Genomic DNA, 24,553 nt, shown 5'->3' with positions numbered 1-24,553 from the left:
CGTCGTTGCCCGCCCCAAAATCGTACCGGCCAGTTCGCTCAACCGGCGCCATTGACTTCGCAGCCATGCCGGTAACTTGGAACCATATCCCGATGGTTTTCCGACATGCGCTTCACACGTTATCTCCGTTACTACCCGATCGATTTTACCTCGCGCCGCGAGGCCGCTTTCGCTCGCAAGCAGGCCCGCGAGCGTGCGCGCTATCCCCTGTTTCCCGAGCACATAGCCGAGTCACAACGCACCGTCGCTGACGAAATCGCCCTGCGCCAGCGTCGTTCCGACAGTCTGGAGCTGCGTATGCGCGCGCTCCAGGCCAAACACTGGCGCAAAGGTCGCAGCATGTACTTCGCCCAACCGGCGGCCGTTCGTGCCCACATCCAGGAAGCGTGGCGAGCATGGCGTGGCCCCACCACTCCCAACAACTTCATCTATGTAGTTGAGCAGCAAACCGGCGAGGGCGAGCGCCGCCGTGCGGCGATCCGGGAGAGGGATGCGGCGTTTCGCGCGTCTCTCGTTGACACACAACTGACCCTCGCCTGACATGCAGCCTACCGAAGAGCAAACCGCTGTCGTTGATGCGTCCTTGGATGGCGAACCGTTGAAGGTTGACGCTCGTGCGGGCGCCGGCAAGACCTCCACCCTAGGCCTCGTCTCGACCGCCAAAGGGCGGGCTCGTGGTGTCTATTTGGCCTTCAATCGCCTCATTGCGGAGGAGGCCAAGCGCAAGTTCCCTTTGTCCGTGCGGTGCGGAACGGTCAACTCCCAGGCATACAGATCCGTATCGGCCGACATCACCCGGAAGCTCCGTAATCCGTTGGAGCCCAACTACCTCCTCGCAGAGCGATTCGGCCTACAGCCTATCAAGGTCCCGACAACGATCGGGAAGAACCTTGAACTGACCTCCGCCAAGCTTGGCCGGATGGTGCGAGACGGCTTGGCCAGGTTCTGTGGCTCTGCCAAGCCGACGCCGCTCGATTGGCACATCCCGGTCGATCCGCTGATCACCGAGCAAGCGGCTGAAGCGCTACGCCATGCGCTGCTGCCTTCGGTCGTCAAGCTCTGGGAGGAATCACAAAACCCCCAATCCCCGGGCGCTATCTCCCACGACGTGTACGTCAAGCTGTGGCAGTTGAGCCGGCCGACCATCCCTGCCGACTACATCCTATTCGATGAGTCGCAAGACGCAAACGGCCTGATGCTTTCGGTGCTTCGACGCCAATCGGCCCAGGTGATCTATGTCGGCGACCCGTACCAACAGATCTACGAGTGGCGCGGTGCCGTCAACGCGATGGACCACATCAAGGCGCAGAAGCGTGCGCTGACGCTGTCCTTCCGCTTTGGCGAGCCGATCGCTGCGCTGGCGACCCGCATCCTGCGCACGATGGACGAGGAAGTGCCCGTCAGGGGCCAGGCCAGCATTGCATCGCGTATCCACAAGGACATCTCGCCGAGCGAGCTGAAGGTCAACGCCGTGCTTTGCCGCAAGAATGCAACGGTGCTGTCCTATGTCGCCGATGGTCTCCAACGCGGCGAAAAGGTCGCGATCCGCGCCAATATCCGCGACATCATGGCCTTCCTGGACGGCGCCGAACGGCTGATGTGCGGCCAGCGGACCGACTATCCGACCGCGCTATCCCTGTTCGCCAACTGGTCGGAGGTGCAGGACTACGCCGACTCGTTTGCCGGGCGAGACCTGAAGCCGTTCGTCAAGCTGATCGACGATGAAGGCATCCCCTACGTCCGCCAGCTGCTTAGCACTGTCAGCCCAGAGTCCGAAGCCGATTACGTGGTCTCGACCATCCATCAGGTCAAGGGCCTTGAGTACGACTCGGTCCGCATTGCCGGCGACTTCAGGTTCAAGACGGACGACGACGGCAAGTACACGATGGACACGGAAGAGAAGCGCCTCCTCTATGTCGCACTCACGCGCGCCAAGCGCAACCTGGACATCACTGCCATCCAAGTTGACATGCACAGAATGTTCCGGGATGCCGGGGTGTAAAGGGGCACACCATGATCAAGATCCGGATCGGCCCGTCCGACTTCGACCTTGCTGAGGTGCTGGAGAACCCGGGCCGCTACACAACCCAGCTCGAGCGCGCCAAGCGAATTCAAGGGTTCGCCGAGTGCGGCTGCACAGAGCATGCCCCTCGGCCGAAGCTCGTCATCCGGCGCCTCCGGTCGGCGTTCATCCTGGCGCGCTGGCCAGATGCCAACTACAAGCATCGTCAGGGGTGCCCGTTTCAGGAACGCAAAGGCCACGCCACGGCGACGGCAAGAACCAAGGGCCCATTCCAAACCCGGAACGGCAAGCACCTCATTCAGCTTGATCTGTCCTTGGAGGTTACACAGCCCGGCACCGGCCAGCCTGGCCCGCGATCACCCCAGGCCTCCAGTGCGCCGCGAGCGCATCGCCGATCGGCACCTCTCCTCGCATTTCTCGAATACGCCTGGGAGGCGGCTGGATTGCACGCGTGGGCCGATCAGGGATACCGCGGTTGGAATGCATGCTGGTCCATGCTCAGTGCCGAGTTCGCCGACGCGAAAATCAACGGCCGCCCGGCAGCCGATGTGCTGCACATCATGCGCAGGTGGGACCCGGAACATAAGGCCGAGATCCTTGCCGAGTTCGATGCATTCGTCGCGCGGCTGACCACTGCTGGCACCACGACGCACCGGGGGCTGATCATCGGCGAGGTCGGCGAGTTCAAACCGAGCGCTCACGGCGGCATGCTGGTGCTGCGCCAAAGCCACCAGCGGTATTTCATGTCCAATGCGCTGTTTCAGAAGGTCTCACGCTCCTACGCGACTGCGCTGGCCGGTCTCGGCCGCAAGGATTTGCGGAGCGTGGCGGTCCTGGCCGTCGAGAAGACCGCCAATGGCTACTTGCACGTCGCCGACATGGCAGCCATGTTGACCAACTCGTCCTTCCTGCCATGCGACTCGTCGCACGAGGCAGTCATGGCCGACCACCTGATTCGCCTGCAGCGCAGGTTCGAGAAGCCACTGCGCCATGTGGGCGCCGCCGCAGTCCACCCGGACTTCGAGTTAAAGGATGTCGACCAGCGCACCGTTATCGAAGTGCTCGGCATGACCGGCAACCGCGAGTACGACCGGCGGATGCAGGAAAAGCGCGAGTACTACGCGACCAACGGTATCCGGTTGGTCGAATGGAACCCGAACAAACACCCCGTAGCGGACACCCGCCTCCCGCCGACACATCGAGACCGGTGATGAAGACTCCACTGAACCGCTCTGCCGATGGCGCACGCATGCAACCAGGCGCCCCGCTCAGCTCACTCAAGTCGCCGGCGATGACCGGTAACATCGTCAACAAGGAACCCCCCATGCAAGACACGCAATGCTTGGCAATTCGTGATTGGCTGTTTGACCAGCATGACAGGGTGACCGGCACCGCACGCCTGTTCCGTTACGTGGCCGTTGTTCCGAACGACAGCGATGTCAAAAGCGCGACGGTCCACTATGCATTGGCGCGCCCGGTTCCGATTACCGGCACGTTCGCTGCCGAGCCCGACGACATCGTGCGCGAGCTGCTGGCCCAATCGCCTTTCCGGTCCGCCGAATTGCACCTTGCAGAGCACGACGTGCTCAAGGACAGCTGGCCGGTCAAGTGGGGCCTGACTGCCAAGGACAGCCTCTCGAACTGGCCGGTGCTGGTGCTGAGCGAGCGGGACGACAAGAGCGTGTACGGGGTCGTCATGCGCTCGCCCAACCTCGAAAGCAATGCTCTTCGTTTTGCGTCGCTCTATTGCGACCCGGAAGAGGTAGGGCTGATCCTGGATCTCTTGATGCTCATGCAGCCCGACGATGCGTTCCTGGGCTGGTTCAAGGAGTCAGAGATTGCGGCAAGCGACCTCGAACAGGCGCTCGCGGCCACTCCGCAAACGGATGCAGGCCAAAAATTCGTTTTGCTGTATCGCACGGACGAATGGCTGTCCGGCATCTGGAATGCAGATCGGCCCATCGTCGAGCGCATCAACCTGACGAGCCTGGCTGATTTCCACGGCATTCCGGTCTCACTGGCCAAGAAGCGCCGGCGCGCTGACCTCGAGCAGGCCTGCGACAACCAGACGGTCACGGGTGACTATGACGCACTGGTGAAGGCACTCACAGCCGCCGGCGGCGAGATGCCCAGTCGTGGCAGCGACTACGAGGCTGACCCGGCCGTGCGCGTTCTATGCGATTGGTGGAACGGCGCGGCACCCGACGGCATGCGCCACGCCGGCGCGCTTCGCATCTACGTCTGGTCCGACGAGCGGCGCGTTTTCCTCCCAGGCGATCCCGAGGAGCCGGGCCTGCCGGCCGATGTGCTGGCGACTCAACCCACCTATGCACTGTTTCAGGAGCCCGGCAAACCCACCGTGGCAGTCGTCTTTTTGCGTGGGCGCGAGCACAACGTGGCGCTGCCCAACGGGTCGACCCAGATCCAGTTTGCCAACGGCAATCCCTGCTACGTAATTGCGCTTCCGATATCCGTGGCCAATGAGGCCTTCTACTCGGCTCAGGGGTTGCGCGCGGTGCGCCGCTTCATGGTGACACGCGTGCCAGCGCTGGCCGCCGGCGACCTGCAGGTGGCCTGAACGACTGACTCCCGGGCGTACACGACATCGGAGGATGGAATGGCAGAGCAATTGATCGACGCAGCGCAAAGCACGCTGGCCAAGGCGCTGTCGGCACTGAGCCGTCGTGCCGACCGGGTGCACTCACAGCTCTGTGCTGCGCAGCGTATTCGCACGGCCTATCTCGCCGCGCAGGTCGGCATATTGGTGCCGGCCGTCTCTCGGTCGGTTGTTCGTTCGCTTCAGGTCAGGCTCCCCGCATTCATGACCTCCGACGTCATCGCGGAATTCCACCGCGGGCGCAAATTCCTTGCGGTGTTTCCCCGCAAGCAAACCCGTGAGTCGCTGTCGATCCTCCAATACGCGCTTACGGCGTATCTCAGTCAGATCCGCTACCAGGAATTGAAGGAATTCGACGCTGAAATTGCCCACCTGCGGGCCTACCTCACTGACTTGGAACGCGCACGTGAGCAAGCGTCAGACCTTCTGCGGGTGCTCCAGGTGGTGCAGGATCGCGCCGCACCGGTTCCCTCCGAAGCGCAGCCGCTACTGGCTCGGATGGCTGGCGCTGGGGATCGACATTGCCGGCGCTCGAACGCCGGCACCGACGGTCGGCGCCGCGCGGCCAGTGCATTGGATGATCAAGACACGAACCTATGCGCGTTCGTGTTGGCAGAACTTCCCTCTCGTTTGGGGGAGCTTCTGACGCGCGACAAATCGGCGGCCTTCGACGCGTCGACCGAACGCCCTCGCGCTGGGCCGACCACTGGCTCGCCACGTTTGCCTGTTCCGGCACTCGACACGCTTGACGCGCAACTCGCGACGGCATGACCACCGAGCGGCTGGTGCCATCCCTTGACTTTGTACTGGGCTGGCTACGCTGATCTGAATCCATTGCCACCCGAGGCCAGCCGCCTCGCACACAATTGACGATGAACACCTCCGCATCCTCCAGCCCTGCAGTCGCATGCGGTCCCGATGGCCGCGCCCGCGCGAACGCCACGCTCACCATGGCGAAATGGATTCTGCTCAGCAGAGACCGCACCCTCGATCATGCTTGCGTCGAATGCGTGCCAGATGGCGCACTCGTTGTGCCAGGCTTTCGTTGCGGCTACCACTCCGCGCTGAATGCGGTGACCGCCGTAGATGATGCTGACCGACAGGAACCAGCGTACGCGCCGGTGCAAGCGGTGGTCGACCAGTTTGTGTCCGGATACCAGCTACACGGCACGCTGGGGTCCCATGTCCCGACTCCACGGGAACGCGGGCTGATTGCCAACGCAATCGCTGGCCTGCTCGCCGACACGGTCTTCCTTCGAGAGTTCGACAAATGGCGGCGTGCCGACGCCCCGCAAGCCAGCATGCCACCCGCGGCAGCAGTTCCCGCGGACTGTGCCGGTGCCGGTGAACCCTCCACCCTTCGCAACATGTTGGCCGCCATCAGGGTCGTCGGCCAGATTGACGGCCACGATGTGATACGTCGCCTGTCCATGCTGGACCTTGTGGACCGCGAGAGGCGCGCAGCCGAGGAAGAGGCGCCAGCTGGCGCCATCGCCTTGTCCGATGCGCATGCGAAAGGCGTCATGGACGCGCTGCGCGGCGTTCACGAGCTGTTTGTCCATGAGGACGGTTGCGGTGCCTTGCCTCCTGACAGCCCATTTCAGAATGGGGACCAGCCGTTCGGCCGGACCTCAAGAAAACCACAGCGAACAAGCGCAATGCTGAGCGAAAAACATCACAACCCGCATAGGAGCGGCACGGAAGCCTATCTTGCAACCGAGCACCACAACGAAGGCTGGAACGGAGCATTGGCCGCCGTCCGCAAAGTCCTGGGCAGTAGTCTGGCGGCGGCGATCCACTACCCGGGCTGCTGGGACACAGCGGCATATCCGACGATCGAAAGCGCACTGGCCGAGATGGGCGAGGAGTTTCAGTGCACGAACGATGATTGCCCCCACCACTCCGACCTACAGCAGGGCGAGCCGAGGGCGTTCGACGTGGCTGTGAGCGGATACAAAGTATTGCTGGTACGCACGCGCAGTGAAGCAGACGACACCGCGAAGCATTTCCGAGGCCGTGGCTGTGAAGTCGAGGTGTACCCCTTGTACGGTGGCCAGCGGTTCCATACCTTGAAGGCCACCGACTTCTACGAGCTTGATCCGGACCGCAACGGCGAGCCCGGTACCGAGCCGGCACGCAACGTCACGCACCTAATGCCGGAGCCGTGGCCACCGGCGTTGAGTGGCGCCCCTGTCGTTCCGGCGACGCTGGAGGTTGACAATGCCGCGCTGGCTGCCGAGATCGACTGGTGTCTCGACGAAGGCCATTGCGGACCCCGCACCCGCGCTGTGCTGCAGCGAATCCGCGATCATCAAACTGCGGGCATTACACCGGCGCGGCGCCCCATGCTGCTCATCACCCTCCGCCAGGCCGAGAGCCTGCAGCAGTTCTTCGGTGGTCACGACGCAGAGGTCGCCGTTGTGCCCTACAAGGACGGACTGCTCGCCTGGGACGTCGAGTGCCCCGGCGAGGGCTCTCAGTGGCTGGGGCCAACGGCGGTGGATGACGAGCTGGCCGACAAGGGCCGGCCGGACACGTCACGGCCCGCGATCTGGAAAACGACGCATCCCGCTGTGTGCGTGCCCATCACCGACAGCAAGGCGATCGCCGACGACTGGAAGGAGCATGGCTACGACGTGGTCGAGTTCTACCCAGGACCCCAGGAGCTGCGATTGTGCGCTGACGGAGTCGGCACGGCCAACGCTGACGCCGATGGCCACACAGTTTTGCGCGATACGCCCGGTGCTGCGTCGATTGACGCAGACGAGGGCCCACGCTGATGTGGGGGTTCCATATACACCTGGACATCGAGGGCTTCGTGCGGAGCAGCACGTACCCGGACGACTACATTGGCCTCTTCCGTGATGCCACCGGGCGCTCGCTCACGCCAGCCGAGGCGCGCACCAAGCTGACGATCGACAAGGCAAGGGGCCACAAGGTACTCCCGATGAGCAAGGAATGCGGCGCCGCGCTGTGCCCACACGCAACCGATGGTTGCTCCGGCTTCGACTATTCGGGCGGTGGGTGTCCAGGCTACCAACGAGGCAATGGCAAGGCCGCTCCACACAGCACAGCAACGACGACGGAGGTCAACGATGCAGCAGACGAATGAGAACGCTTCCCCGGCAACAACTCAACACGAAGCCATGACGCTGCTTGCCGACCTCGTTCTTTCAGTGCAATGGTGGGCGGGCCAGGAAGACGGCATTCCGGATACCGTCCGCCCCGCCTTTGACCGGGCTCAGAAGGCTCTTGGCTGGCCACAAGGGGAATCGACCACCACGCCGGCGGCAACGGCAATGCCCGAGGCGCCATGTGCGAGTTGCCACGGCTTCGGTAGCGAGCTGACGGTGTACAAAGGCAAGGTTCCCTGCCGGGCATGCCAGAAATCCAACAATGCCGCGCCATGGCTACCTCCCGGCTGGGAAATCAGTGTGGCCGATGACGACGGCTCCACCTGGGTGACACTGCGCCGCTGCACTTCGGATCGCAAGGTGCTCGCCCAGTCGGTCTACGCGCACAAGCGGGGATCTCTGGATTCGCATGTTTGGCATGCACTGCGCCATTCTCTCGACATCACGCGCCCTCAGATCGCAGAGCTCGACCACTGGCGAGCCCGGGCACTGAATGCAGAGCAACTGCTCAACAGCCCCGAGCTGCATGACTTTGCCCGCGGGGTCGTGCAAGAAGCCGCCCACCAGCGCCAGCGTTGGGGAACTGCCAAGGACGCCGACAAGTCGCCAGCGGACTGGGTCTTTCTCGTTGGCCACCTCGAAACCCGCTCCATGATGTACCTGCAGGCCGGCAACGTTGACAAGGCGCTGCATCACACGATCACGACCGCTGCGGCACTCGCCAACTGGCACACGAACATTTCCGGAGCGGATAGCAGCATGTGGCCCAGCCTTCCCGGCCAGCCACATGCCAGCGCCCCGGTGGGCGGCGGCGGCCATGCGTGAGCACGTCAACCTCCGCAGCATCTTCAGTGGTCGCAGCCCGACGACCGGCCTTCCCTTCGCCGAACGCCACAGGTAGAGCGGTAGCGCCTGGGGCAAAGCAGCCTGCGAGCTTCGCTGCCGGATGCTCGACCAGTTGCTCAAACCCGCGGCGCCGTCCACGTCGCCTCGCTGACTTGATCCCGCACAACAGCAACAATCGGCACGCACAATGAACATACATTCTGGTGCCGCCCAGCTATTCTCCGCATTATCTCCAGCCATTCCTCAAAAGCGCAGTGAGGAAGTTGGCCTTTACCAAATAACGTAGTACATGCCCCCAGCAGATCTCTCCTCCGAATTTCCCCACCCTGAAACGATCATCGCCGTGCGCGGCGCCCTGTCCATCGGCCTCCAGCAGGGGCCAGACAGCCCAGGAGGCCACTGGCTGCACGAGTTCTGGGCGTTCGGCCGCGCCCGCGCCGAGGCTGAAGCCATCATCCAAGGCTTCATGGAAAGCGCCGCCATCAGGATTTTGGCGACGTCTCACGCATATTTTGGAGCCGCTGCAACATAAACCCGTCTGCAGTGGTGGTTCAACAAACTCGGCGACAGGCATAATCCGGACTTAAAATCCAATCATCGAGACCCAACGGTATGTTTGACGATCTGATCGGCTGTGGTCACTGCGGCGGACGGGCCAGGTTCTTCGCTGGCCGAAAGGAGGCCGTCATTGTGTGTACACAGTGCGGCATTGGCACGCCGCCCGTGCAAATCGGAACCTCCAAAGAAGCGGCCTACGACGAGCTGGCTTTGATCTGGAACCGACGCGTCGAGTATCGCCCAACCGATCAACACGAGCTGGCCTCGATCGCGCGTCGCCAATTGACGCCGGTGGACATCCCAATGCTGCTGGACGCGATCGCCCGCAATGCCATGGATTGGGAAACCCGCGGACCGATATTCGCGGCAATGGCCGCCCAGCTCAGCAGGCCCGCTTCCCCCGCCGCCGCGGAAGTACCAATGGCCACCGTCCTTGAAGACGCCGGCCGGTATCGCAAGCTCGTGCGATTGGCCAAGGTCATCTACGTCGATGGCCGTCCCTGGATCCGCTTCGAACCACTCGACGCGTTCGACGCCGAACTGGTTGAAGGCGAAGAAAATGCCTTCGCGCGCATGGACGTATTCGTCGCGCGTGCGGTGGATGCCCTGGAGCCTCAGCTCGACTAGCGCCCCTCGCCACCATGATCGCGCGATCGGCGAGGCGCTGACCTTCCAACTGACGATGGCGTCGACGCGCGGTAGATGACCGTGCGGTAACGGCCATGCTTTGGCCGGCCGGATCTCGTTCCGTGCCCAGCACTCCCAAACCCTTCACGCAAATCGGCCCGCAGAAGCTCTCGCTTTCGGGTACTTGACATTGCCCGTTACAAGGCACGATGGATCTAGGTCAACCCGGATCCCAACTGCCGTGCTCAAAAAAACCCTGCTCTTCGTTGCCCTCTCTGCATTCCTCCAGGTCGCCGGCGCCTCTCCCGATCACTGCGGCGCATCGGTCGCGGACGGCGCGCAACCGAAGGTGCTGTCCAGCAAGCACGCTGGCGCCAGCCACCTGCTCTGCTACCGCGCCTACGCGGTGCTCGTGTCCTCGGCGACCCGGACACCGCTGTGGTCAGCCGAACACCTGACCGCGCAGGCGGTGAACCAGGCGCGTGAGCTGCCGCGCGAAAGCGATTTCTTCGAAGAGACGTCTTTGCCGGCAACCGCCCGCGCCACCCTGCAGGACTACCACGGTAGCTCGCACGTCCAGATTGACCGTGGCCACATGTCGCCAAGCGGGGACTTCGGCGACCTGGCATCGCAACAGGAAAGTTTCAGCTTGGCCAACGTCGTCCCGCAGAACTCGGTCAGCAACCGCCGCATGTGGAGCCACCTGGAGACGTCGACCCGCCGCCTGGTACGGCAGACCGGCGAAGCCTACGTGGTGACCGGCCCAGCATTCACGGACGGCAAGGCCCGTTACCTCAACGAACATGTACGGGTACCCGACTATCTGTGGAAAGCGATCTACGTCCCGGGCGTCGGCGCAGCAGCCTACATCGCACCCAACGATGCCACGCCGAAATATGCGGTGGTCAGCATCGCCAAACTCGCACAATTCACCGGCGTCGACCCGTTCCCCCGGCTGCCGGCCGCGACGCGCGATCAGGCGATGGAGTTGCCGCCGCCCACCCCGCATCCGCACGAGAAGGCTGGTCGGCAGACCACCCTCAACGATCTCTTGAGCCGCGCGCCGGCAGCGGAGGTGGAAGATGTCGGACCGACTGCCGTGGCCCGCGTTCCCAACGTATGGCGGCTGGCCCGCGCAATCAGCGCCGCCGTTCGCTAAGATGGAATCTAAATGGAGGCATCCCATGAAAGCCCAACAACCGTACGGATCTCCCCAAACCCTGGGCCGTCGTGTCAGCTTCTGGCTGATCGCTGTGGCCGTCGCGCTGTACCTTTCCTACATCGCCGGGACCAGCCCGCCGTTCTAACCCGCCGACCAATCCCGCAAAAGCCGCCACACCGTTGGCGGCTTTTGCGTTATTTGTCCTGAACGCGTCTAGCGCGCGATCAGTTCTTCGTTGGGTCGGCCGCGCCCGATGAGCACGAACGCCCAAGCATTCCGCAAACCCGGGCGAGCAGCTCTGCGAGTCGCGATCGCACAACCGGGGCCGGGCCGGCACCGGCACCGGCACCGGCATGTGCGTCCATAGCAGCTCTGGCCGAGATCTTGTAGGCGAGTATCTCGCCCGACGTGATCAACCGCTGAGCCTCTCGGTCAGCCTCTTCGGCGCACTCGATGTACCGGAGCTCTCCTGCAGCCCATTCCACTCTCACTTCGTCGCGCTCCCAGCAATTGCCGTGCACCCGACGATGAAAGCGCACCCAAGGGAGGTCGACGTAACCAAGATGCCCATACAGGCGCCGCCACGCAGGTGCGCTGCCCGGCCAACACGCATCGAGTGGCCAGTGCCAGAAGAACTCGGGGTCGCCAAGTTCTGGCCGGTACATCCAGACGTGTGGCGCGTGGCTGAACCGCCCTTCCTTCCACCATTGCTTCAGCAGATCCCACCCGGCACGATTCGTCGGCACACTGAAGTTGAGAGACCACTCCGGCGTAGGCGCCTCCTCGAATGGAATCCCATCTTGGGACGCGCCGTGGATCTGACAGTGGCAGCACCCCGCTGCGGCAAGTGCGTCCCGCATACGCACAACTTCGGCCCCACTGGGGCTGATGCTCCTGCGCTCACCATCCGATGTCCGCAGGCCCCAGCCAATGCTGACAGTCACCCCCTCTAACGAGAGGGAGAGCGGTAGCCGGCCGCCGTCCATCACCGTCCGAATTGCCTGGAGGATGTCCACCCCGAGTTTCGCGGCGTGCGCCCGCCGAAGCCGATCCTCCTCGATCTCGCGAAGCCGCCGAGCTTGGTTGGCCGTGACTTCCGCTGGGCTCAGCGGCCACCGCAGGAAGCGGAGCGCTGCGCGCCATTGCGGCGAGATAGCAGCCCCACGAGCCAGCAGCAAATCGCGGGCCTGCTCGATCAGGTCTTGAGCGTGATCGATGGCCACGTCCGTCAACAGGTCGGTGCCGTCAGTCTCCGCGGTCGCGTTTGGCAGGTTCTCTCGGATGAGTGTGTACAGTTCTTCGTCTGTGCACGCCCGCAGCTCTGGCTCTGGAAACAGGTAGGTATCCCAATCGCCATCGGCCATTGCGTCATCTTCAGTCATCGCACGACCTCATCCCGTGAAGTGCCGATGGCCGGCCGCAGTACCCGCCTCGGCGGGCTTGGCAAGCAGGCGATACAGTGCGGGGCGCGAAATGCCCAGGGCCTCTGCCGCCTTCAGCTTGACCCCATTGGCCGCGGCAACCGCCGCGACGGCCATCTCACGTGTGACGACGGGCCGGCTCCGGGCTGCGATCGCGGAATGCGTCGACAGGTAGGCGTTGGCCTTCTCCTTGCGGCTGTGGCCGGCGGCTTCCACCACCCGCGTCATGGCGTCCTTGTGCGCTTCACGGTCGAGAACGCGTGCGCCCCCCTTGATGGCCGCTTGCTCACCGGTCAGCCGTTGGTACATCTGCTGCAGGAACTGGTGTCGTAGACCGTGGGCGGTGACACCGTCGCCGCGCTTGGTCACGGCGTGCTTTTCCAGCACGGTATAGAAGCGCCTGCGCCACTGCACCTGCGTATAGGTCGCCGGGATCAGGGAGCCCCGTTCGGGATTCGTGCACGCGGCCAACTCAGCCGCCTCCGCAAGCAGGTCGTACTGCCAATCGAACTCGATCAGCACCTGTCGCGGCCGGCCTCCCTTGGTGCCGTCCTGCACGTGCAGATAGCCCGATGGAAGTAGGTCGCGCGCTGGGCGCAGTCGCCAGCTTTCCTTCGCGCGCAACCCGAACGCTGCCTCAAGCTTCAGTTGAATTGCGACGTGGGCATCCGTCTGGGCGATCTCCTCGATCTTGGCTAGCGCGTCGATGTTGTTGCCGTCCCAAGAACGGTCGGTCTCGGCGGCGTAGCTGCGCGTGTAGCCTGCCGGCCTCTCCACGTAGTCATCGATGCCGCCCACCATGTTGGTCTTGCCCATCCACGAGCACAGCGCGCGCAGGTGTGAGAGGCGCAGTTCAACGCTGCCCACCGCGAGGTTTCGTTCTGTCACCCAACGCTGCACCAACCATCGCAGGTGCTTCTCCGCCAGGTTGTAGGGCGACATGATGGTGAAGCCGCCCTCACGCAGCTCCACTGCGAGACTGAGCAACATCTGCGCGCGCTGTTTCTGCGAGATCGACGACAGCGCGCGACCGCTGACGCGGGTCTGGCTGTGCGGCTTGTGCAGGTTCTCGCCCGCCAAGACCGCGAATTCCGACTTGAACCGTTCCGGCAGCGAGTAGTTCGCCAGGATCGGCTTGAGATTGATGCGCGTCTGCACCGTGACTCCGAGTATTGGTTGCGCAGCGCGCACGTCCTCGACGCAGGTTTCCCCGCCGGCAACCGCGCCGCACTCACGGAATCCGCACCCCCGTGCTGGCTTCCCCTTTACCCGACCCACCACGGTCGGCTGCCGGTTCCCCCGGCCAGGCCCAACTTCCCCGCCTTTAGCGATTCCAATCGATCAGCCCGACGCATGGAAGCAATGCGTTCTGACTGTCCGTCCTGCAGCGAGCCTGCGCTTGCGCGCTGACTCACCGCTTCGCGGCCTACACACCGGCCGGCATCTTGCGACGCCTTCCTGCCGACACGAGCAAGGCACGCGACTCCGCGGCCTTCACTCGCCCACAGGCTTTTGCCCTGGTGTGAGATTCTCCTTGCGCATTTCTGGTGCCGGCTGCGCCTACCGGTCGTCACGTTCAGATACGTGCGGTCACCCTTGCTCGGGTCGCTCTCGTATCCCACCCACAAGCCGAACCATCTCCGCCGCTGTGTATCGGGCCTTGTGATTCGTGCCCAGCCCTCTGGCTGAACGGGTGCGTCTTATCGCGTTCCATCCACAAACACTGTTCGGTGTTCGGCTTCGGATTTGTACGCACTGCGGTCTAGCTTCACAGCCAGCGCGCTGATCGTTTTGGTATCGCGGTGTCCGGTGGCCTCACTCTCCGGCCCCATCCACTTGATTTGCTTGAAAAAAATGCCGGATGACTATCCGGCACGAACATTGGTGCCCAACAACCTCTTGGTCGCCGGCTCACCCTGAGTTTCCGCGGTCTTCGCGGAGCTATCGATGCGTCGGGGGACGCGTGTGGTGACTCAAGGATAGGGCAGCCCAGTGAATTGCGCCGCACGAAAGCTACGCAAGATTGACGGGCTTTCTTCCATCAAACAGCCGGCGCAGCCTCGTACAGTCCCAACGTAAGGCGACGTGACACGTACATACCCCGTAAGGGGAAGCTACGTGTCACCGGCGGGCACCGATCGGTTATGCGCTGAACCACGTGACACTCACGTGCACCGCACGGTGCAGCTACGTGTCACTAGCAGAGGCTGACCAATCTCGCCCAGCTCGTCGTGACATCTACGTCTCCCGCAAGGGGGAGCTACGTGTCATGTCGCCCTCACGCGTCATTCCACTGCCCCGGCGGAAGCTGCTCCGCCCCAACACAAGGTCTGCACCATGAAAGCCGCCACCGTTGCCGTCGACGTCGGATACGGAAACACCAAGTTCGCGTTCCCGATGGGCTCCGAGACCAAGCTGAACATGTTCCCGTCCCTCGCGCCGCAAGCCGCGCCACGCGCGCTTGCCAACCACGGGAACGGCTTCTTCAAAGCGCGCGACGTAATCACCATTGCCATTGACGGCGTGGAATACGAAGTCGGCCCCGGTGTGTCGCTCTCCTCGGCATATGGTCAGACCGGCCGCACGCTGTCGGAGGACTTTGTGACCAAAGACGAGTACGCCGCGCTGCTGGGTGGCGCCCTGCGCCTCGCCCAGGTATCGGAGGTGGGCCAACTGATCCTAGGCCTGCCCGTTCACACGACCCAGAAATACGCTTCCTACTTGCGCGATCGCTTCACAGGAACGCTTGATTTCGGGGGCGAACCCGTTGAGATCGGATCGGTCATCTGCTTGCCGCAACCGCTCGGCGCGCTGGTGACGTTTATGCGCCAACAGAACACCAAGTTCGATGCCGACAACGCGCACCTGGTCATCGATGTCGGCTACTTCACCACCGATTGGGTGGTCGCCCAGGGCTTCACGATGGACGACAATCGCAGCGGCGGCGTACCGGGCGGCTCGTCCAAGATCTATCAGCAGATCGCATCGCTGATTGAGCAGGACGAGGGTGAGCCTGTCACCGGCATTGAGCGCATCGACAAGTGCCTGCGCGACAAAAAGCCGATGCTGTTCTTCGACAAGGAGATCGATCTCACGCCGTATCTGGAAAAAGCGCGCAGCGTCTGCCAGCTCGCCGTCAAGGAAATCCAGACCCGCGTCGGCCGAACCGAAGACATCCGCGCGATCATCCTCGCCGGCGGCGGCAGCGCACTCTATGTGCCTGCCATTCGTGCCGCGTTCCCGCGCACCCCCATCCATGCCCTTTCCTCCCCGTGCTTCGCTAATGTGAGCGGCTTCTACGACATTGGTAGCACGCGCCCGGTGAAGCAGAAGTAATCGGGGGCGCCATTCCACCATGGACAAGCTCTCGATCAAGGTCACGCTGACGCCCGTCACCGCGCCGACTCTCTTCCCCTATCTGGCCGGCATCCTGGATTCCAAACAACGCGCGCACGCGCTGCGGCACATGGCAGAACTCGGCTACACCGCGTTCCTGGCTAGGCAAGCGGTGCAGACAAATCTGGTGCCGGCACAGGCCATTGCACCGGCTGTCGCCACACTCGTGTCTGCAGCACCAGCGCCGTTCGCTCTCGCGGAGTCTGTGGCACGGCCAAATCCTTCGCCCGCCCCCGCTTTCGATCCGGCCGCCTTGTCCGAGTCCGACTCGCCTTCGCCTGATGGACTGCCAACGGCGATGGCCGAGCACCTCGGTGAAGCCATGGCGCGATTCTTTCCAAACTAACCCTGCAGCGTAGCGGCGCCAAAGGTTGACATGGCGACAGCCCGGGTATCCTGAAGACATCAAGCGGTCAAAGGCAACCGCGTTCGTGTAACCTCACACCCTTCAGGAGGCATTGAAATGGCTGACTTCTTCGCTCACCTCAACTACGTCAATACCGCCAAATTCTGGTTGATCGCCGGCACCGGCATGGCAATTCTGGAAGCCGCGCGCGTCGTGCTCGGCCGGTTTGCCCAGCGGCCCGTCGGCCACGAGTAACGGCCCGGCGAATCACGAATCGAAGGCGAAAAAAAACGCCCGGCAGTGCCGGGCGTTTTTCGTTAGGGTTGGGTACTTCAATCAGTGCAGCGATGCACGTTGCAGACAGAACGTCTCGACGAAATCGAGATCGCTGTCCTTGCCAACGAACTCCATGCTGCCGCCGTCGCTGCGGCGAAAGACGTGGTAGCACTGCGCATCAGACTTGCCCGCTGGAACCTCCAGCGAATCGACAATGCGCATCGCGTGGATCTGCAGTTTTCCGACCACTTGAATGAATCCCTTCATGGGCATAGCGAACTCCAGAATGCGCCCAGGGAATTCGCCCTGTGGGACGAACCCACAGGGCAGAAGTAAAGAGAAAATGCCACCCGAAGGCGGCAACGAACTTAGGCGGCAACCGCCTCGTGATGCACAGCGCGCGACTGATATTCAGCACACCACTCGTCACAGAAATCTGTACCGCGCAGCTTCGGCCGATGGATGACAACCGTGAAGCCTTCCGCACGCAAGCGCTTGGCGAGCGTCAAGGCATCGGACATTCCCGGCGACTTTCCCGTCTTTGGATCCACTGCATCAAAGTCGGCAAAGATGTGCACGGTGTGGATGCCAAGACCTTCTGGCACAACGAACTGGCTGACCAGCACGCGATTGAGGCAATACCACATCGGCACACCGAAGAGCATGTAGGCAGCGTAGGAAGTCTCCAGCCCTTCCGCGATCCCGATCTCACCGTTACGAGGCGTCATCAGCCGCACCGCGCCGCCGGCGAGCGGCAACGCCGACACGTCATTGCGCTTGGCGGGCAATACCTCCCCGTCCTTGCTGATGATGGTCGCCTTCATCGGCTTGACGGGGTCCAACGAGGTTCGATGCACGGTCGCCATCTGGCCATCGGGCAAGGTGAATTTGGCGATGATGGTTAGATAACGGCCGATCACCTCGTCCTCAAACAGGTAGTCCTGCATCGCAACCCGCAACGATTGCGGACGCGGCGCCCGGAGCCCCGGAACCCGTGCGGCCAAGTAGTGCATCACGTGGTCGCCTGGCGTGAGAGACACTGCTTCATCCCACTGCTTATGGATGCGGCGCTTCTTCCAGACGGGATCGGCTGACTTCTTTTGCCGACAGGCGACCGGCCGATTGACCAAGGGACCGATTGGATGAACGGGTTCGCCGTTCAATCTGCAGGTCAATTCGTGATACGACATACCAGTCGCGCGACACACGAGCTCAATGCCGTCTCCGGCTTTGGGGCTACCAGCGTTGCATTTGCGGCAGACCCAATCGCCGCGACCACGTTTGTTGTCGTAGGTAAATCGATCGTGCCCACCACAGATCGGGCACGGGCCAGGCCTACCCTTCCAGAAGCTCTCCGTGAGGAAAGCCGCCGGCAGGTATTGGTTCACCAGAGCATCCCATTGAGTGGGCGTCCAGTTTTGCACTATTTCACTCAGTTTCTTCATGGGATGACTCCAGGTGGAGTGTTGGTCGATGCCTGAGACAGGCGAGGGAACGCTTGCTCAAAGGACGGCCCGCACGGGCAGACCGTCTTTTCAGCACGACGTCTTGGGGGTGAGATTCGAAGGGGGATGCGCCAAGCGACCGCCGGCGCAGGAGAGGAAGTTGCCCCTCCAGGTTCCACTTTCGTGGAAGCCCAGAGGCGCTTGAGAAGAACTACAAATGAGCCCTGTCGATCAGGACTAGAACGGGATGTCCGGGTCGTCAAAATCCTCGAAGCCGTTGGACGGCGCGGGTTGACGACGTGCACTACTGCCCTGGCCACTGCCGCCTGCGCTGCGGCTCATTCCTCCAGCCTGGCTGCGGCTACCGCCATGGCCACCGCTAGTATCATCGCCACCGCGCGAGTAACCACCACCGCCTTCACTTTCACCACCGGCGCCCTGTCGGCCGCCAAGCATCTGCATCTGCTCCGCGACAATCTCGGTGCTGTATTGCTTCTGGCCGTCTTTCTCCCATTGACGGGTTTTCAGACGACCCTCGATGTAGACCGACGATCCCTTCTTCAGATACTCGCCAGCGATTTCCGCCAAGCGACCGAAGAACGCGATGCGATGCCATTCGGTGGCTTCGCGCATCTCACCGCTACCCTTGTCCTTAAAGCGATCGGTGGTTGCCACGCGGATGTTGGTGACCGCGTCGCCACTGGGCATGTAACGTGTTTCCGGATCAGCACCGAGGTTGCCCACGATGATGACCTTGTTGACTGAAGCCATACGGAATTACCTTTTGGTTAATGGGCTACGGAGATGGACCACAGCCACTTGTCATGAACCTTTTGGTTGCCGTTCTCATCGAGAACGGGGTCACCACTCTTTTCATCGAAGGCCGGGACCTTGATCTTGCGAAGGCGTTTGACCTCAACTGCGTCGCCGAGCTTGCAGCCCGCCTCCGAGATTGCGTCCTTCAGGCCTTCGCCCTGCAGCGTCTCCATGCCTGAGGCCATTTCGAGCTTCAACGCAAAATTCTTGTAGGACTTACCGGGACGTTTGCGATCAGGGAACCGCTCTTCGCCCCACGACTTGATGCGACCGTGATAGGTGGCACGCGAGCGCGCTTCAGGGGCACGTGCGCGGCGGGCCTGCGCATCGGCCTCAACCGGTGCTTCCTCCGTCGTTTCGGGCACTGCCCGTCTAGGGGCAGCCGCACTGCGAGTCGGCTCCTGCTTGACTGAGGAAGGCTGGACGCCGCCCTGAATGACCTGTGCCACCACCTCCGTCACCTTCAAGCCCTCGTGGACTGCTTTGAGAGACCAATGGGGGATTAAGGCAGGCAGCAGCTTGGGACCGAACGGGGTCTCGGTGAGACGGCTCTCGAAGAGCGCAACGAAATGCGCGACTCGATCACCTTCATCGCGAAACAGGTGCGGCTCACCGCTGATGGTCATCTGTGTTTCGTTGTTGCCGCCAGCACCAACCTTGATGGGTTCGGCGTCTGCGTGACGCTGAGGGTTGTCGGCTTTGGGAAGGAGCACCTTCACGAGCGATTCGAGGAACGTCATGCGGCCTCCTACAACAGCGTGCCGCAGAACGAATGCCTCAGTTCGTCGAGATCCTTCTTCAGCCTAGGCTGGTTCAGGATGACGTCCTGCAGGACTTCGGGGTTCACCCCGGTCACTGCGCACACGTACAGGTACGGCAGCGCACCGTCCCAGTAGTGAAAGATCCAGCCGAGCGTCATGCGGTAATCCTCCAAGTCATAGAGGGTTCCGCGCATCCGCGCGCGAAGCATGTCGGCGCAGTCGATAAGGGACTCGGGCATGTTGTCGCCTCGGCGGCTGTCGCATGCGAGGCTGATGAGAGCGTCGACCATCTTCTCCTTGACCGAGTCGGACCAGTAGGCCGGATCCGGGAGAGGGTCTTGCTTGTGTTGCGTGGGGGTTACGGCAGCAGCATCCCCGAAGAAATCGAGTTGCCACGCGACTGCATTGGTATTCATGGTGACTTCTCCATGGGGCAGCCTCCCCCCACCTGCTGGCGGGAGAAGACTCCCACCAACAGGGGGTTAAAGGCGCCTTCCAAGGGAAGGCCTGAGGTCAAGGGCGCGTGGCGGCCTTGGGGCGAAGCATGGGCGTGACAACCGCGGACTTCGCATAGCGTGCCGTGTTGGCAGCCGGGCGCACCGCGGGAGCGGCCTTGTCCGCCTCGGCTTGTGCAGGCTTCGGCGGGATGATGACGGGTGCAGCAGGGATCGGTGCAGCCTTCTCGCTCTTCAGGCTATGCCAGATGACCGAGAGGAACACGATGCCTACGACAACGGCGATGGCATGCGAATGCGCGGCCATGTACAGCACCAGCATCGTGCAGAACAGACGAAAGGGGGTATTGACGAACTTGAGCAGGGATTCCATGGTTCTCTCTCCAGAAAACGCGGCAAGGGATTTCCTGGCGGCTGCCAGGCGATCATTCGATGCTCGGATGAGCAAGGAATCCCGCAAGCAACAACGTGCTTGCCTCACGCGCGAGCGTCAGGCAAACAAGCTGAGCCGGGACAAATCAGAAAGGGAGAATGGCGCTGAGCGGCTGTGAAGCCAGATGGAGTTGCTCCATCAAGCGCAAGTTCGATGCGTCAACGACGCGGAGATGTCACGAACTTTAGCGGATGCAGTGGATCCGCGCAAGCTCGCACGCGCGAGCCTATCCGCTGCAAGGCAGTGGATGACGCGACGCTCATGCCATCGGATGCCCCCCTTTTGTGGGGCATTTGAAGATGCATTCAGAAAATCTTAATTCGCTTTGACGACTGATATTAGCTTCATTTAATTCACGCACCCCTCCAAATACTGCACCCACACCCCACCTCATTGGGGTTAAGTATTGCGATTCGGCGAACGATACAACGATAGAGTCGCGTCTTCCTTTAGCAATTCGTAATAGGCCGTTCGTATGTAGCCGCTTTCCGACCCGCCCCAACCGATGACCTTCGATTTTGCTCTCGCACATCGCAGGCCACGCGTTCACTTGACTTCTCCCTGACCGCCTTACGATGGCTCGAAGAGGAGGTGCATTCGCGGTAACCATCCGCATCGCACCGCCCGTTTGGCGCCTGAGCACATCTGGCTCCGGTCACGAGAACACTCCACTGGCTTACATCGACATGACTCATACGGACTTCCAGCTTGCGCAAACGATCACGGACGACGGTTCTGTCTCCGCCATGACATTCGCGAGGACCCAGTTCATGGACCTGGACGAATCGTCGATTGGCCGAATCGCACAGGCGACCGAGGAAATCTGGCAGTCGCAAAACCGTGTCGTGGCCGAGTTCATCGCAATTGGGGCACGGCTGGTCCACATTGACGGCATCATCATGGGGAGCCTCACGCGCACCCTCGGTGATGAGACCGTGGCCAGGAAGCGCGGGAGTGCCATGCTGTCCAGCTACGCAAGCACCGTCCTTCGGATGACCGATTCACGCGTGGCTCTCTACATCAACATCTACAGGAAGTTTGCGAACAACAGCCGGGCCATCACCAACCTGACCTTGGGTGAGATGAAGATCTTGGCCCGCAAGGACATCACCGATGACGAAGTCGACAAGGTCATCGAGCACAAGTTGAAGACGGATAGCTTTAAACGCGAGGACATCCGGCCGATCATCGAGAAGCTTCGGAAGACAGAAGAGGATCTGACCAATACCGGCCTGCAGCTCCAAGTCACGCAGGAAGAGCTGAACGAAAACCTGAACAACAACCGCGATCTTGAAGCACAGATTCGAACTCTGGCTGCCCAACTCACGGTGTCCCAGGAGGAGGTGGCCAATCGGCAGCGTGCCATGGACGAAGCACAACTCCAGGTCACCCGCAGCTCTTCGACCGTCAGCACGCTACAGCAAGAGATCGACCGTCTCACGCGCGAACGCAACGCGCTAGCAGCAAGGGCAGAGAGCGGCCAACCGGCGGCTGTGAAAGAGACAGTCGAAGTGCACGTTCTGCCGCCAGGACTCCAGACCCTGGACGATGCGCTCCAAGAAGCCAACCGTCGCCTCGAAGCGGCCAATGAGGACGTTAAGCGCAAGCAGGACGAGCTTGATCGACTCAACCTGGAAATCGCACAACAGCAGGACGACATCAACTCGTCTGCTGACGCCAGAGCGAAGATGATCACGCTGGTTGCCGACATCGAATCCGTCGCACACAAATACCAGTCTGCGCAACTCACGGCCATCTTTGCCAACGCATCGGCCGAATGCCGTCCCATTCTCGAAGGCCTCGCTGGCGTCCTGACCAAATTCCTCGGTGAAGTGAACGCTGCGCTCGCGACCACCGAGACCACAAACCGCGTGTCCCGCCGGACACGCACGTAAACCGCCTGATTCAAGCGCCGGTCCCAAAAACAACAACTGACTCTCTCGCCATGACTCGTTCGACTGCTCTTTCTGCCAAAGACTCGCTCATCCTTCCCGACCGGATTACCGACCGGATCCGTTCCATCAACTACCAGCTTGCGGATTTCATGGGCACCTGCATGCTTCGGCACCGGGAAGTGGCGCCAGTATTTGGAGTGCGGCCGGAAGAGCTGGCCATGCTCGCGCAGAACGCTGCAGGGCAGCGGCAGTTGATGGGAACACCGTTCCTGGTCGTGACACCGATGTTCAAGAACGTCGAAGATTGGCGCAGCCTCATCAAGAAGACGACACCAACCCTGGCCATTGACAAGGTGAAGGCGGAATTCGGCAACCTTGATCCCAGCCTGAAGATGAGCTTGTTCCACCAGAACAAGGATTACGTCTGGATGGTAGTCGACCTACTCCACTCCACGCCCGTTGCCGCTCAACTGCTGGGCATGCCGCAAGACCTGGCTGACTATCTCGTGACCGTGTCTCAGCACGAGCTGGAGCTTGCCATCTTCGGCGCCAACTTCCCGATGTTCCGTTGGCGTTTTGAGAATCCGATGTTCTGGCTTGAGTATTCGGCCAACCTCATCTCGGAAGAGACGATCTGCCACCACGTGATGAACGCCGGCGACTCACGTGCCCCGCGGCCCCTGCAACGTGAACGCTGGGGAAATTTCCGCGTCGGCCGCGCGCAGATGGAACGCTATACCGAGGCGCTCATTGGCCTGCGTTGCCGCGCATCCAGCGTGGCCTCGATGTTCCCTGGCACCGCGGCTACGGCGCGCGCTCTCTATCGACAAATCCACGGCGAATCGTCTCCCTGCGGCCTGATGCCCTCCTCGTCATCCTGGTACGTGGAGTCGGTGTCGAGCCGCATTCAGTCGACGACGCTGATTTGGCTGTACTGGAGCGCCCTTGCCGCACGTGCGAACGAGCCAGAGGCGTTCATCACCGCACTCGACACCGTCGGGCGTCTGTTCGGCGATGCCGCGCGGCTGACCCCGGACCGGGCGTTCCATTTGGCCCGATCAGTGTCCACCGGCAGCGATTTGTCCATGTCCAGTTGCCGCACCTGTTCCACGCACTATCTGACGTGCAATACCACGCCAAAAATCGAACTGGCGGCGTCCTTCTATTGCCCGTCATGCACAGGTGCGTTGACGGCGCCACGCAAGGGCAAACCGCGCAAACAACTCGCATAGCTGGATCGGGCCCCGAATGGTGGATGGGCTGGCGATGCCGCCCGAGCTTGACTCTGATTCTCTCGGCGTACGCTCAAGACGTAGAAGCCTCTGCCGCGGCGTCACGACTGGCGGCGGGTGCCTCCCCATCCACAAAGGACAACGATATGCGCCATCTTGCTTCCCGCTTCGTTTCTGGTACCGCATCGCTGTTTGGTACCGCACTGACTGGCGCGTCCCTAGTCGGGAAATCGCACGCCGGCACCGCTCCTGCGCTGGTCCTCGGTCTCGCGCTCATGATCTTCTTCGCACCGCGCTGGTACCGGCTCTACCGGTTTCGAACACATACGTTTTTCTGGTATCGAAAGAAGCATCCGGGGTTGGTATCTGACGCTGGCACGATCACGTGTGATCGCTGCTCGTCCAAGCATCTCAGCGTGCACGCGCTTCGACGTGCGCCCGGCACACGCGCCCATTTTTGCAAGACCTGCGGCAAGACGCTCTATTTCTCGGCAGAGGGGTGCTAGGAGCGCGCAACTCTTCGGCACCGGCAAGCGAGAAAGCGCGCTTACCCATAATGCATTCACCACGATCAGCACGACGGCCCCAGCCGACACAACTCACAGCCCACAATCACATGACCACATTCTGCAAGTTCGACATCCCGGCGTTTACCGCAACCGTGCGCAAGAAGGCAAAGCTCCTGCTGGCCATCGCCGCCACCGCCATCATCACGGCATGTGGCTCGTCGACGAGCGACATCGTCGGCGAATACTCCGTCCAGGGAAAGAACGGGCTCGAGCCAACGCTTCGGATCGAGAAGGCAGACGGCAAACTCGCCGTTCAGGAGTTCCACAACGGCAATTGGCGAGCCATCCAGGGCCCGGTCAATGATCTGACCAAAGAGCAAGCTCAAGCGCTCTTCGGCCGCGCCGTTAGTGAATCAGTCAGCGGGATATCCACGAAGGACTTTGCGCTCGTCCATGTCCCTTCGAACTGGAGCAACAAGGACTTCCCAACGACGACGGGGTATCTGCTCGTTTCGATGCTCGGGCCCGTGGAACTGCACAAGGTCAAGTAGCAACGCGTTGCTGCCGACCGCCCCCGCACACGTTGAGCGCGGCATCTGAA

General features: G+C 62.0%; 28 protein-coding genes. 20 read left to right on the top strand and 8 right to left on the bottom strand.

Going from position 1 to position 24,553, the window contains the following annotated elements; translation table 11 throughout:
• Positions 1 to 105: 105 nt before the first annotated feature.
• From BEK68_RS21160 to BEK68_RS26410, 12 genes are all read left to right on the top strand, one after another.
• Complete coding sequence (locus BEK68_RS21160; RefSeq protein WP_012435670.1) at positions 106 to 540, top strand: hypothetical protein; 435 nt, start codon at positions 106 to 108, stop codon at positions 538 to 540.
• A gap of 1 nt (position 541) precedes the next feature.
• A complete protein-coding gene (locus tag BEK68_RS21155) occupies positions 542 to 2,002 on the top strand; it encodes a 3'-5' exonuclease (RefSeq protein WP_012435669.1) in 1,461 nt (486 codons plus the stop codon).
• A gap of 11 nt (positions 2,003 to 2,013) precedes the next feature.
• Entirely contained in the window at positions 2,014 to 3,234 is a 1,221-nt protein-coding gene (locus BEK68_RS21150) for a DUF1173 family protein (RefSeq protein ID WP_012435668.1), read from the top strand.
• Complete coding sequence (locus BEK68_RS21145) at positions 3,234 to 4,601, top strand: hypothetical protein (protein ID WP_012755744.1); 1,368 nt, start codon at positions 3,234 to 3,236, stop codon at positions 4,599 to 4,601. The genes BEK68_RS21150 and BEK68_RS21145 overlap by 1 nt, the downstream gene beginning before the upstream one ends.
• A 39-nt stretch (positions 4,602 to 4,640) precedes the next feature.
• Complete coding sequence (locus BEK68_RS21140; RefSeq protein WP_012435666.1) at positions 4,641 to 5,411, top strand: hypothetical protein; 771 nt, start codon at positions 4,641 to 4,643, stop codon at positions 5,409 to 5,411.
• Positions 5,412 to 5,590: 179 nt separating this feature from the next.
• Positions 5,591 to 7,420, top strand: coding sequence for a hypothetical protein (locus BEK68_RS21135; protein WP_021197368.1), 1,830 nt, complete (start codon positions 5,591 to 5,593; stop codon positions 7,418 to 7,420).
• A 38-nt stretch (positions 7,421 to 7,458) separates the two neighbouring features.
• Complete coding sequence (locus BEK68_RS21130; protein ID WP_225694719.1) at positions 7,459 to 7,752, top strand: hypothetical protein; 294 nt, start codon at positions 7,459 to 7,461, stop codon at positions 7,750 to 7,752.
• Positions 7,736 to 8,599, top strand: coding sequence for a hypothetical protein (locus BEK68_RS21125; RefSeq protein ID WP_012435663.1), 864 nt, complete (start codon positions 7,736 to 7,738; stop codon positions 8,597 to 8,599). Before BEK68_RS21130 ends, BEK68_RS21125 begins: the two co-directional genes overlap by 17 nt.
• Positions 8,600 to 8,909: 310 nt before the next feature.
• Positions 8,910 to 9,152, top strand: coding sequence for a hypothetical protein (locus tag BEK68_RS21120; protein ID WP_012435662.1), 243 nt, complete (start codon positions 8,910 to 8,912; stop codon positions 9,150 to 9,152).
• Positions 9,153 to 9,232: 80 nt separating this feature from the next.
• Positions 9,233 to 9,805 carry a Lar family restriction alleviation protein gene (locus BEK68_RS21115; RefSeq protein WP_021197366.1) on the top strand — a complete coding sequence of 191 codons (573 nt, stop codon included), beginning with the start codon at positions 9,233 to 9,235 and terminating at the stop codon, positions 9,803 to 9,805.
• A 241-nt stretch (positions 9,806 to 10,046) separates the two neighbouring features.
• Positions 10,047 to 10,964, top strand: coding sequence for a DNA/RNA non-specific endonuclease (locus tag BEK68_RS21110; protein ID WP_012435660.1), 918 nt, complete (start codon positions 10,047 to 10,049; stop codon positions 10,962 to 10,964).
• Positions 10,965 to 10,989: 25 nt separating this feature from the next.
• A complete protein-coding gene (locus BEK68_RS26410) occupies positions 10,990 to 11,112 on the top strand; it encodes a hypothetical protein (protein ID WP_012435659.1) in 123 nt (40 codons plus the stop codon).
• A gap of 79 nt (positions 11,113 to 11,191) precedes the next feature.
• On the opposite strand, the gene BEK68_RS21105 is transcribed toward BEK68_RS26410, so the two are convergent.
• Positions 11,192 to 12,349 (bottom strand): hypothetical protein, encoded by a 1,158-nt coding sequence (locus BEK68_RS21105; protein WP_012435658.1) that lies wholly within the window; start codon positions 12,347 to 12,349, stop codon positions 11,192 to 11,194.
• 9 nt (positions 12,350 to 12,358) lie between these two features.
• Positions 12,359 to 13,546, bottom strand: a complete 1,188-nt coding sequence (locus tag BEK68_RS21100) for an integrase domain-containing protein (protein ID WP_012435657.1) — start codon at positions 13,544 to 13,546, stop codon at positions 12,359 to 12,361.
• 1,179 nt (positions 13,547 to 14,725) lie between these two features.
• On the opposite strand from BEK68_RS21100, the gene BEK68_RS21095 reads away from it, so the two are divergent.
• The 3 genes from BEK68_RS21095 to BEK68_RS25855 all read left to right on the top strand — a co-directional run bounded on the left by BEK68_RS21095 (position 14,726) and on the right by BEK68_RS25855 (position 16,385).
• A complete protein-coding gene (locus tag BEK68_RS21095) occupies positions 14,726 to 15,724 on the top strand; it encodes a PRTRC system protein D (protein WP_012435655.1) in 999 nt (332 codons plus the stop codon).
• A 19-nt stretch (positions 15,725 to 15,743) separates the two neighbouring features.
• On the top strand, positions 15,744 to 16,130 hold the full coding sequence (locus tag BEK68_RS21090; RefSeq protein ID WP_012435654.1) for a hypothetical protein: 387 nt from the start codon (positions 15,744 to 15,746) through the stop codon (positions 16,128 to 16,130).
• A gap of 117 nt (positions 16,131 to 16,247) precedes the next feature.
• Positions 16,248 to 16,385 carry a hypothetical protein gene (locus tag BEK68_RS25855; protein ID WP_012435653.1) on the top strand — a complete coding sequence of 46 codons (138 nt, stop codon included), beginning with the start codon at positions 16,248 to 16,250 and terminating at the stop codon, positions 16,383 to 16,385.
• 81 nt (positions 16,386 to 16,466) lie between these two features.
• Here the strand turns inward: BEK68_RS25855 and BEK68_RS21085 are convergent, their stop codons facing one another.
• The 6 genes from BEK68_RS21085 to BEK68_RS21060 all read right to left on the bottom strand — a co-directional run bounded on the left by BEK68_RS21085 (position 16,467) and on the right by BEK68_RS21060 (position 20,256).
• Positions 16,467 to 16,673: a hypothetical protein gene (locus BEK68_RS21085; RefSeq protein ID WP_225694718.1), complete on the bottom strand. Its 207-nt coding sequence runs from the start codon at positions 16,671 to 16,673 to the stop codon at positions 16,467 to 16,469.
• A 101-nt stretch (positions 16,674 to 16,774) separates the two neighbouring features.
• Positions 16,775 to 17,851 carry a primase-helicase zinc-binding domain-containing protein gene (locus BEK68_RS21080; protein WP_012435651.1) on the bottom strand — a complete coding sequence of 359 codons (1,077 nt, stop codon included), beginning with the start codon at positions 17,849 to 17,851 and terminating at the stop codon, positions 16,775 to 16,777.
• Positions 17,852 to 18,088: 237 nt separating this feature from the next.
• Positions 18,089 to 18,622 (bottom strand): single-stranded DNA-binding protein, encoded by a 534-nt coding sequence (locus BEK68_RS21075; RefSeq protein WP_012435650.1) that lies wholly within the window; start codon positions 18,620 to 18,622, stop codon positions 18,089 to 18,091.
• A gap of 17 nt (positions 18,623 to 18,639) precedes the next feature.
• Positions 18,640 to 19,407 carry a hypothetical protein gene (locus BEK68_RS21070; protein WP_012435649.1) on the bottom strand — a complete coding sequence of 256 codons (768 nt, stop codon included), beginning with the start codon at positions 19,405 to 19,407 and terminating at the stop codon, positions 18,640 to 18,642.
• Positions 19,408 to 19,415: 8 nt separating this feature from the next.
• On the bottom strand, positions 19,416 to 19,844 hold the full coding sequence (locus tag BEK68_RS21065) for a hypothetical protein (RefSeq protein WP_012435648.1): 429 nt from the start codon (positions 19,842 to 19,844) through the stop codon (positions 19,416 to 19,418).
• Between the two features lie 97 nt (positions 19,845 to 19,941).
• Positions 19,942 to 20,256, bottom strand: coding sequence for a hypothetical protein (locus BEK68_RS21060; protein ID WP_012435647.1), 315 nt, complete (start codon positions 20,254 to 20,256; stop codon positions 19,942 to 19,944).
• On the opposite strand from BEK68_RS21060, the gene BEK68_RS25850 reads away from it, so the two are divergent.
• The 5 genes from BEK68_RS25850 to BEK68_RS21045 all read left to right on the top strand — a co-directional run bounded on the left by BEK68_RS25850 (position 20,255) and on the right by BEK68_RS21045 (position 24,503).
• Positions 20,255 to 20,434: a hypothetical protein gene (locus BEK68_RS25850; protein ID WP_146049767.1), complete on the top strand. Its 180-nt coding sequence runs from the start codon at positions 20,255 to 20,257 to the stop codon at positions 20,432 to 20,434. The two genes, BEK68_RS21060 and BEK68_RS25850, sit on opposite strands and share 2 nt — an antisense overlap.
• A gap of 652 nt (positions 20,435 to 21,086) precedes the next feature.
• Positions 21,087 to 22,211, top strand: coding sequence for a hypothetical protein (locus BEK68_RS21055; RefSeq protein WP_012755742.1), 1,125 nt, complete (start codon positions 21,087 to 21,089; stop codon positions 22,209 to 22,211).
• 50 nt (positions 22,212 to 22,261) lie between these two features.
• Positions 22,262 to 23,443, top strand: coding sequence for a FlhC family transcriptional regulator (locus tag BEK68_RS21050; RefSeq protein ID WP_012435645.1), 1,182 nt, complete (start codon positions 22,262 to 22,264; stop codon positions 23,441 to 23,443).
• A gap of 146 nt (positions 23,444 to 23,589) precedes the next feature.
• Positions 23,590 to 23,949: a hypothetical protein gene (locus BEK68_RS25195; protein WP_012435644.1), complete on the top strand. Its 360-nt coding sequence runs from the start codon at positions 23,590 to 23,592 to the stop codon at positions 23,947 to 23,949.
• Between the two features lie 110 nt (positions 23,950 to 24,059).
• Positions 24,060 to 24,503 (top strand): hypothetical protein, encoded by a 444-nt coding sequence (locus BEK68_RS21045; RefSeq protein ID WP_012435643.1) that lies wholly within the window; start codon positions 24,060 to 24,062, stop codon positions 24,501 to 24,503.
• Positions 24,504 to 24,553: the final 50 nt, after the last annotated feature.

Origin of the sequence: Ralstonia pickettii, from assembly GCF_001699815.1 — a bacterium.
Lineage (GTDB): Bacteria > Pseudomonadota > Gammaproteobacteria > Burkholderiales > Burkholderiaceae > Ralstonia > Ralstonia thomasii.
This window is presented reverse-complemented; position numbering and strand designations above follow the sequence as displayed.

Excerpts from the sequence above, each read along its gene's own strand:
- BEK68_RS21160 (WP_012435670.1), top strand. The coding sequence starts at position 106 with ATGCGCTTCACACGTTATCTCCGTTACTACCCGATCGATTTTACCTCG.
- BEK68_RS21155 (WP_012435669.1), top strand. The coding sequence starts at position 542 with ATGCAGCCTACCGAAGAGCAAACCGCTGTCGTTGATGCGTCCTTGGAT.
- BEK68_RS21150 (WP_012435668.1), top strand. The coding sequence starts at position 2,014 with ATGATCAAGATCCGGATCGGCCCGTCCGACTTCGACCTTGCTGAGGTG.
- BEK68_RS21145 (WP_012755744.1), top strand. The coding sequence starts at position 3,234 with ATGAAGACTCCACTGAACCGCTCTGCCGATGGCGCACGCATGCAACCA.
- BEK68_RS21140 (WP_012435666.1), top strand. The coding sequence starts at position 4,641 with ATGGCAGAGCAATTGATCGACGCAGCGCAAAGCACGCTGGCCAAGGCG.
- BEK68_RS21135 (WP_021197368.1), top strand. The coding sequence starts at position 5,591 with ATGGCGAAATGGATTCTGCTCAGCAGAGACCGCACCCTCGATCATGCT.
- BEK68_RS21125 (WP_012435663.1), top strand. The coding sequence starts at position 7,736 with ATGCAGCAGACGAATGAGAACGCTTCCCCGGCAACAACTCAACACGAA.
- BEK68_RS21120 (WP_012435662.1), top strand. The coding sequence starts at position 8,910 with ATGCCCCCAGCAGATCTCTCCTCCGAATTTCCCCACCCTGAAACGATC.
- BEK68_RS21115 (WP_021197366.1), top strand. The coding sequence starts at position 9,233 with ATGTTTGACGATCTGATCGGCTGTGGTCACTGCGGCGGACGGGCCAGG.
- BEK68_RS26410 (WP_012435659.1), top strand. The coding sequence starts at position 10,990 with ATGAAAGCCCAACAACCGTACGGATCTCCCCAAACCCTGGGCCGTCGT.
- BEK68_RS21105 (WP_012435658.1), bottom strand. The coding sequence starts at position 12,349 with ATGACTGAAGATGACGCAATGGCCGATGGCGATTGGGATACCTACCTG.
- BEK68_RS21095 (WP_012435655.1), top strand. The coding sequence starts at position 14,726 with ATGAAAGCCGCCACCGTTGCCGTCGACGTCGGATACGGAAACACCAAG.
- BEK68_RS21090 (WP_012435654.1), top strand. The coding sequence starts at position 15,744 with ATGGACAAGCTCTCGATCAAGGTCACGCTGACGCCCGTCACCGCGCCG.
- BEK68_RS25855 (WP_012435653.1), top strand. The coding sequence starts at position 16,248 with ATGGCTGACTTCTTCGCTCACCTCAACTACGTCAATACCGCCAAATTC.
- BEK68_RS21085 (WP_225694718.1), bottom strand. The coding sequence starts at position 16,673 with ATGAAGGGATTCATTCAAGTGGTCGGAAAACTGCAGATCCACGCGATG.
- BEK68_RS21080 (WP_012435651.1), bottom strand. The coding sequence starts at position 17,851 with ATGAAGAAACTGAGTGAAATAGTGCAAAACTGGACGCCCACTCAATGG.
- BEK68_RS21075 (WP_012435650.1), bottom strand. The coding sequence starts at position 18,622 with ATGGCTTCAGTCAACAAGGTCATCATCGTGGGCAACCTCGGTGCTGAT.
- BEK68_RS21070 (WP_012435649.1), bottom strand. The coding sequence starts at position 19,407 with ATGACGTTCCTCGAATCGCTCGTGAAGGTGCTCCTTCCCAAAGCCGAC.
- BEK68_RS21065 (WP_012435648.1), bottom strand. The coding sequence starts at position 19,844 with ATGAATACCAATGCAGTCGCGTGGCAACTCGATTTCTTCGGGGATGCT.
- BEK68_RS25850 (WP_146049767.1), top strand. The coding sequence starts at position 20,255 with ATGGTTCTCTCTCCAGAAAACGCGGCAAGGGATTTCCTGGCGGCTGCC.
- BEK68_RS21060 (WP_012435647.1), bottom strand. The coding sequence starts at position 20,256 with ATGGAATCCCTGCTCAAGTTCGTCAATACCCCCTTTCGTCTGTTCTGC.
- BEK68_RS21055 (WP_012755742.1), top strand. The coding sequence starts at position 21,087 with ATGGACCTGGACGAATCGTCGATTGGCCGAATCGCACAGGCGACCGAG.
- BEK68_RS21050 (WP_012435645.1), top strand. The coding sequence starts at position 22,262 with ATGACTCGTTCGACTGCTCTTTCTGCCAAAGACTCGCTCATCCTTCCC.
- BEK68_RS25195 (WP_012435644.1), top strand. The coding sequence starts at position 23,590 with ATGCGCCATCTTGCTTCCCGCTTCGTTTCTGGTACCGCATCGCTGTTT.
- BEK68_RS21045 (WP_012435643.1), top strand. The coding sequence starts at position 24,060 with ATGACCACATTCTGCAAGTTCGACATCCCGGCGTTTACCGCAACCGTG.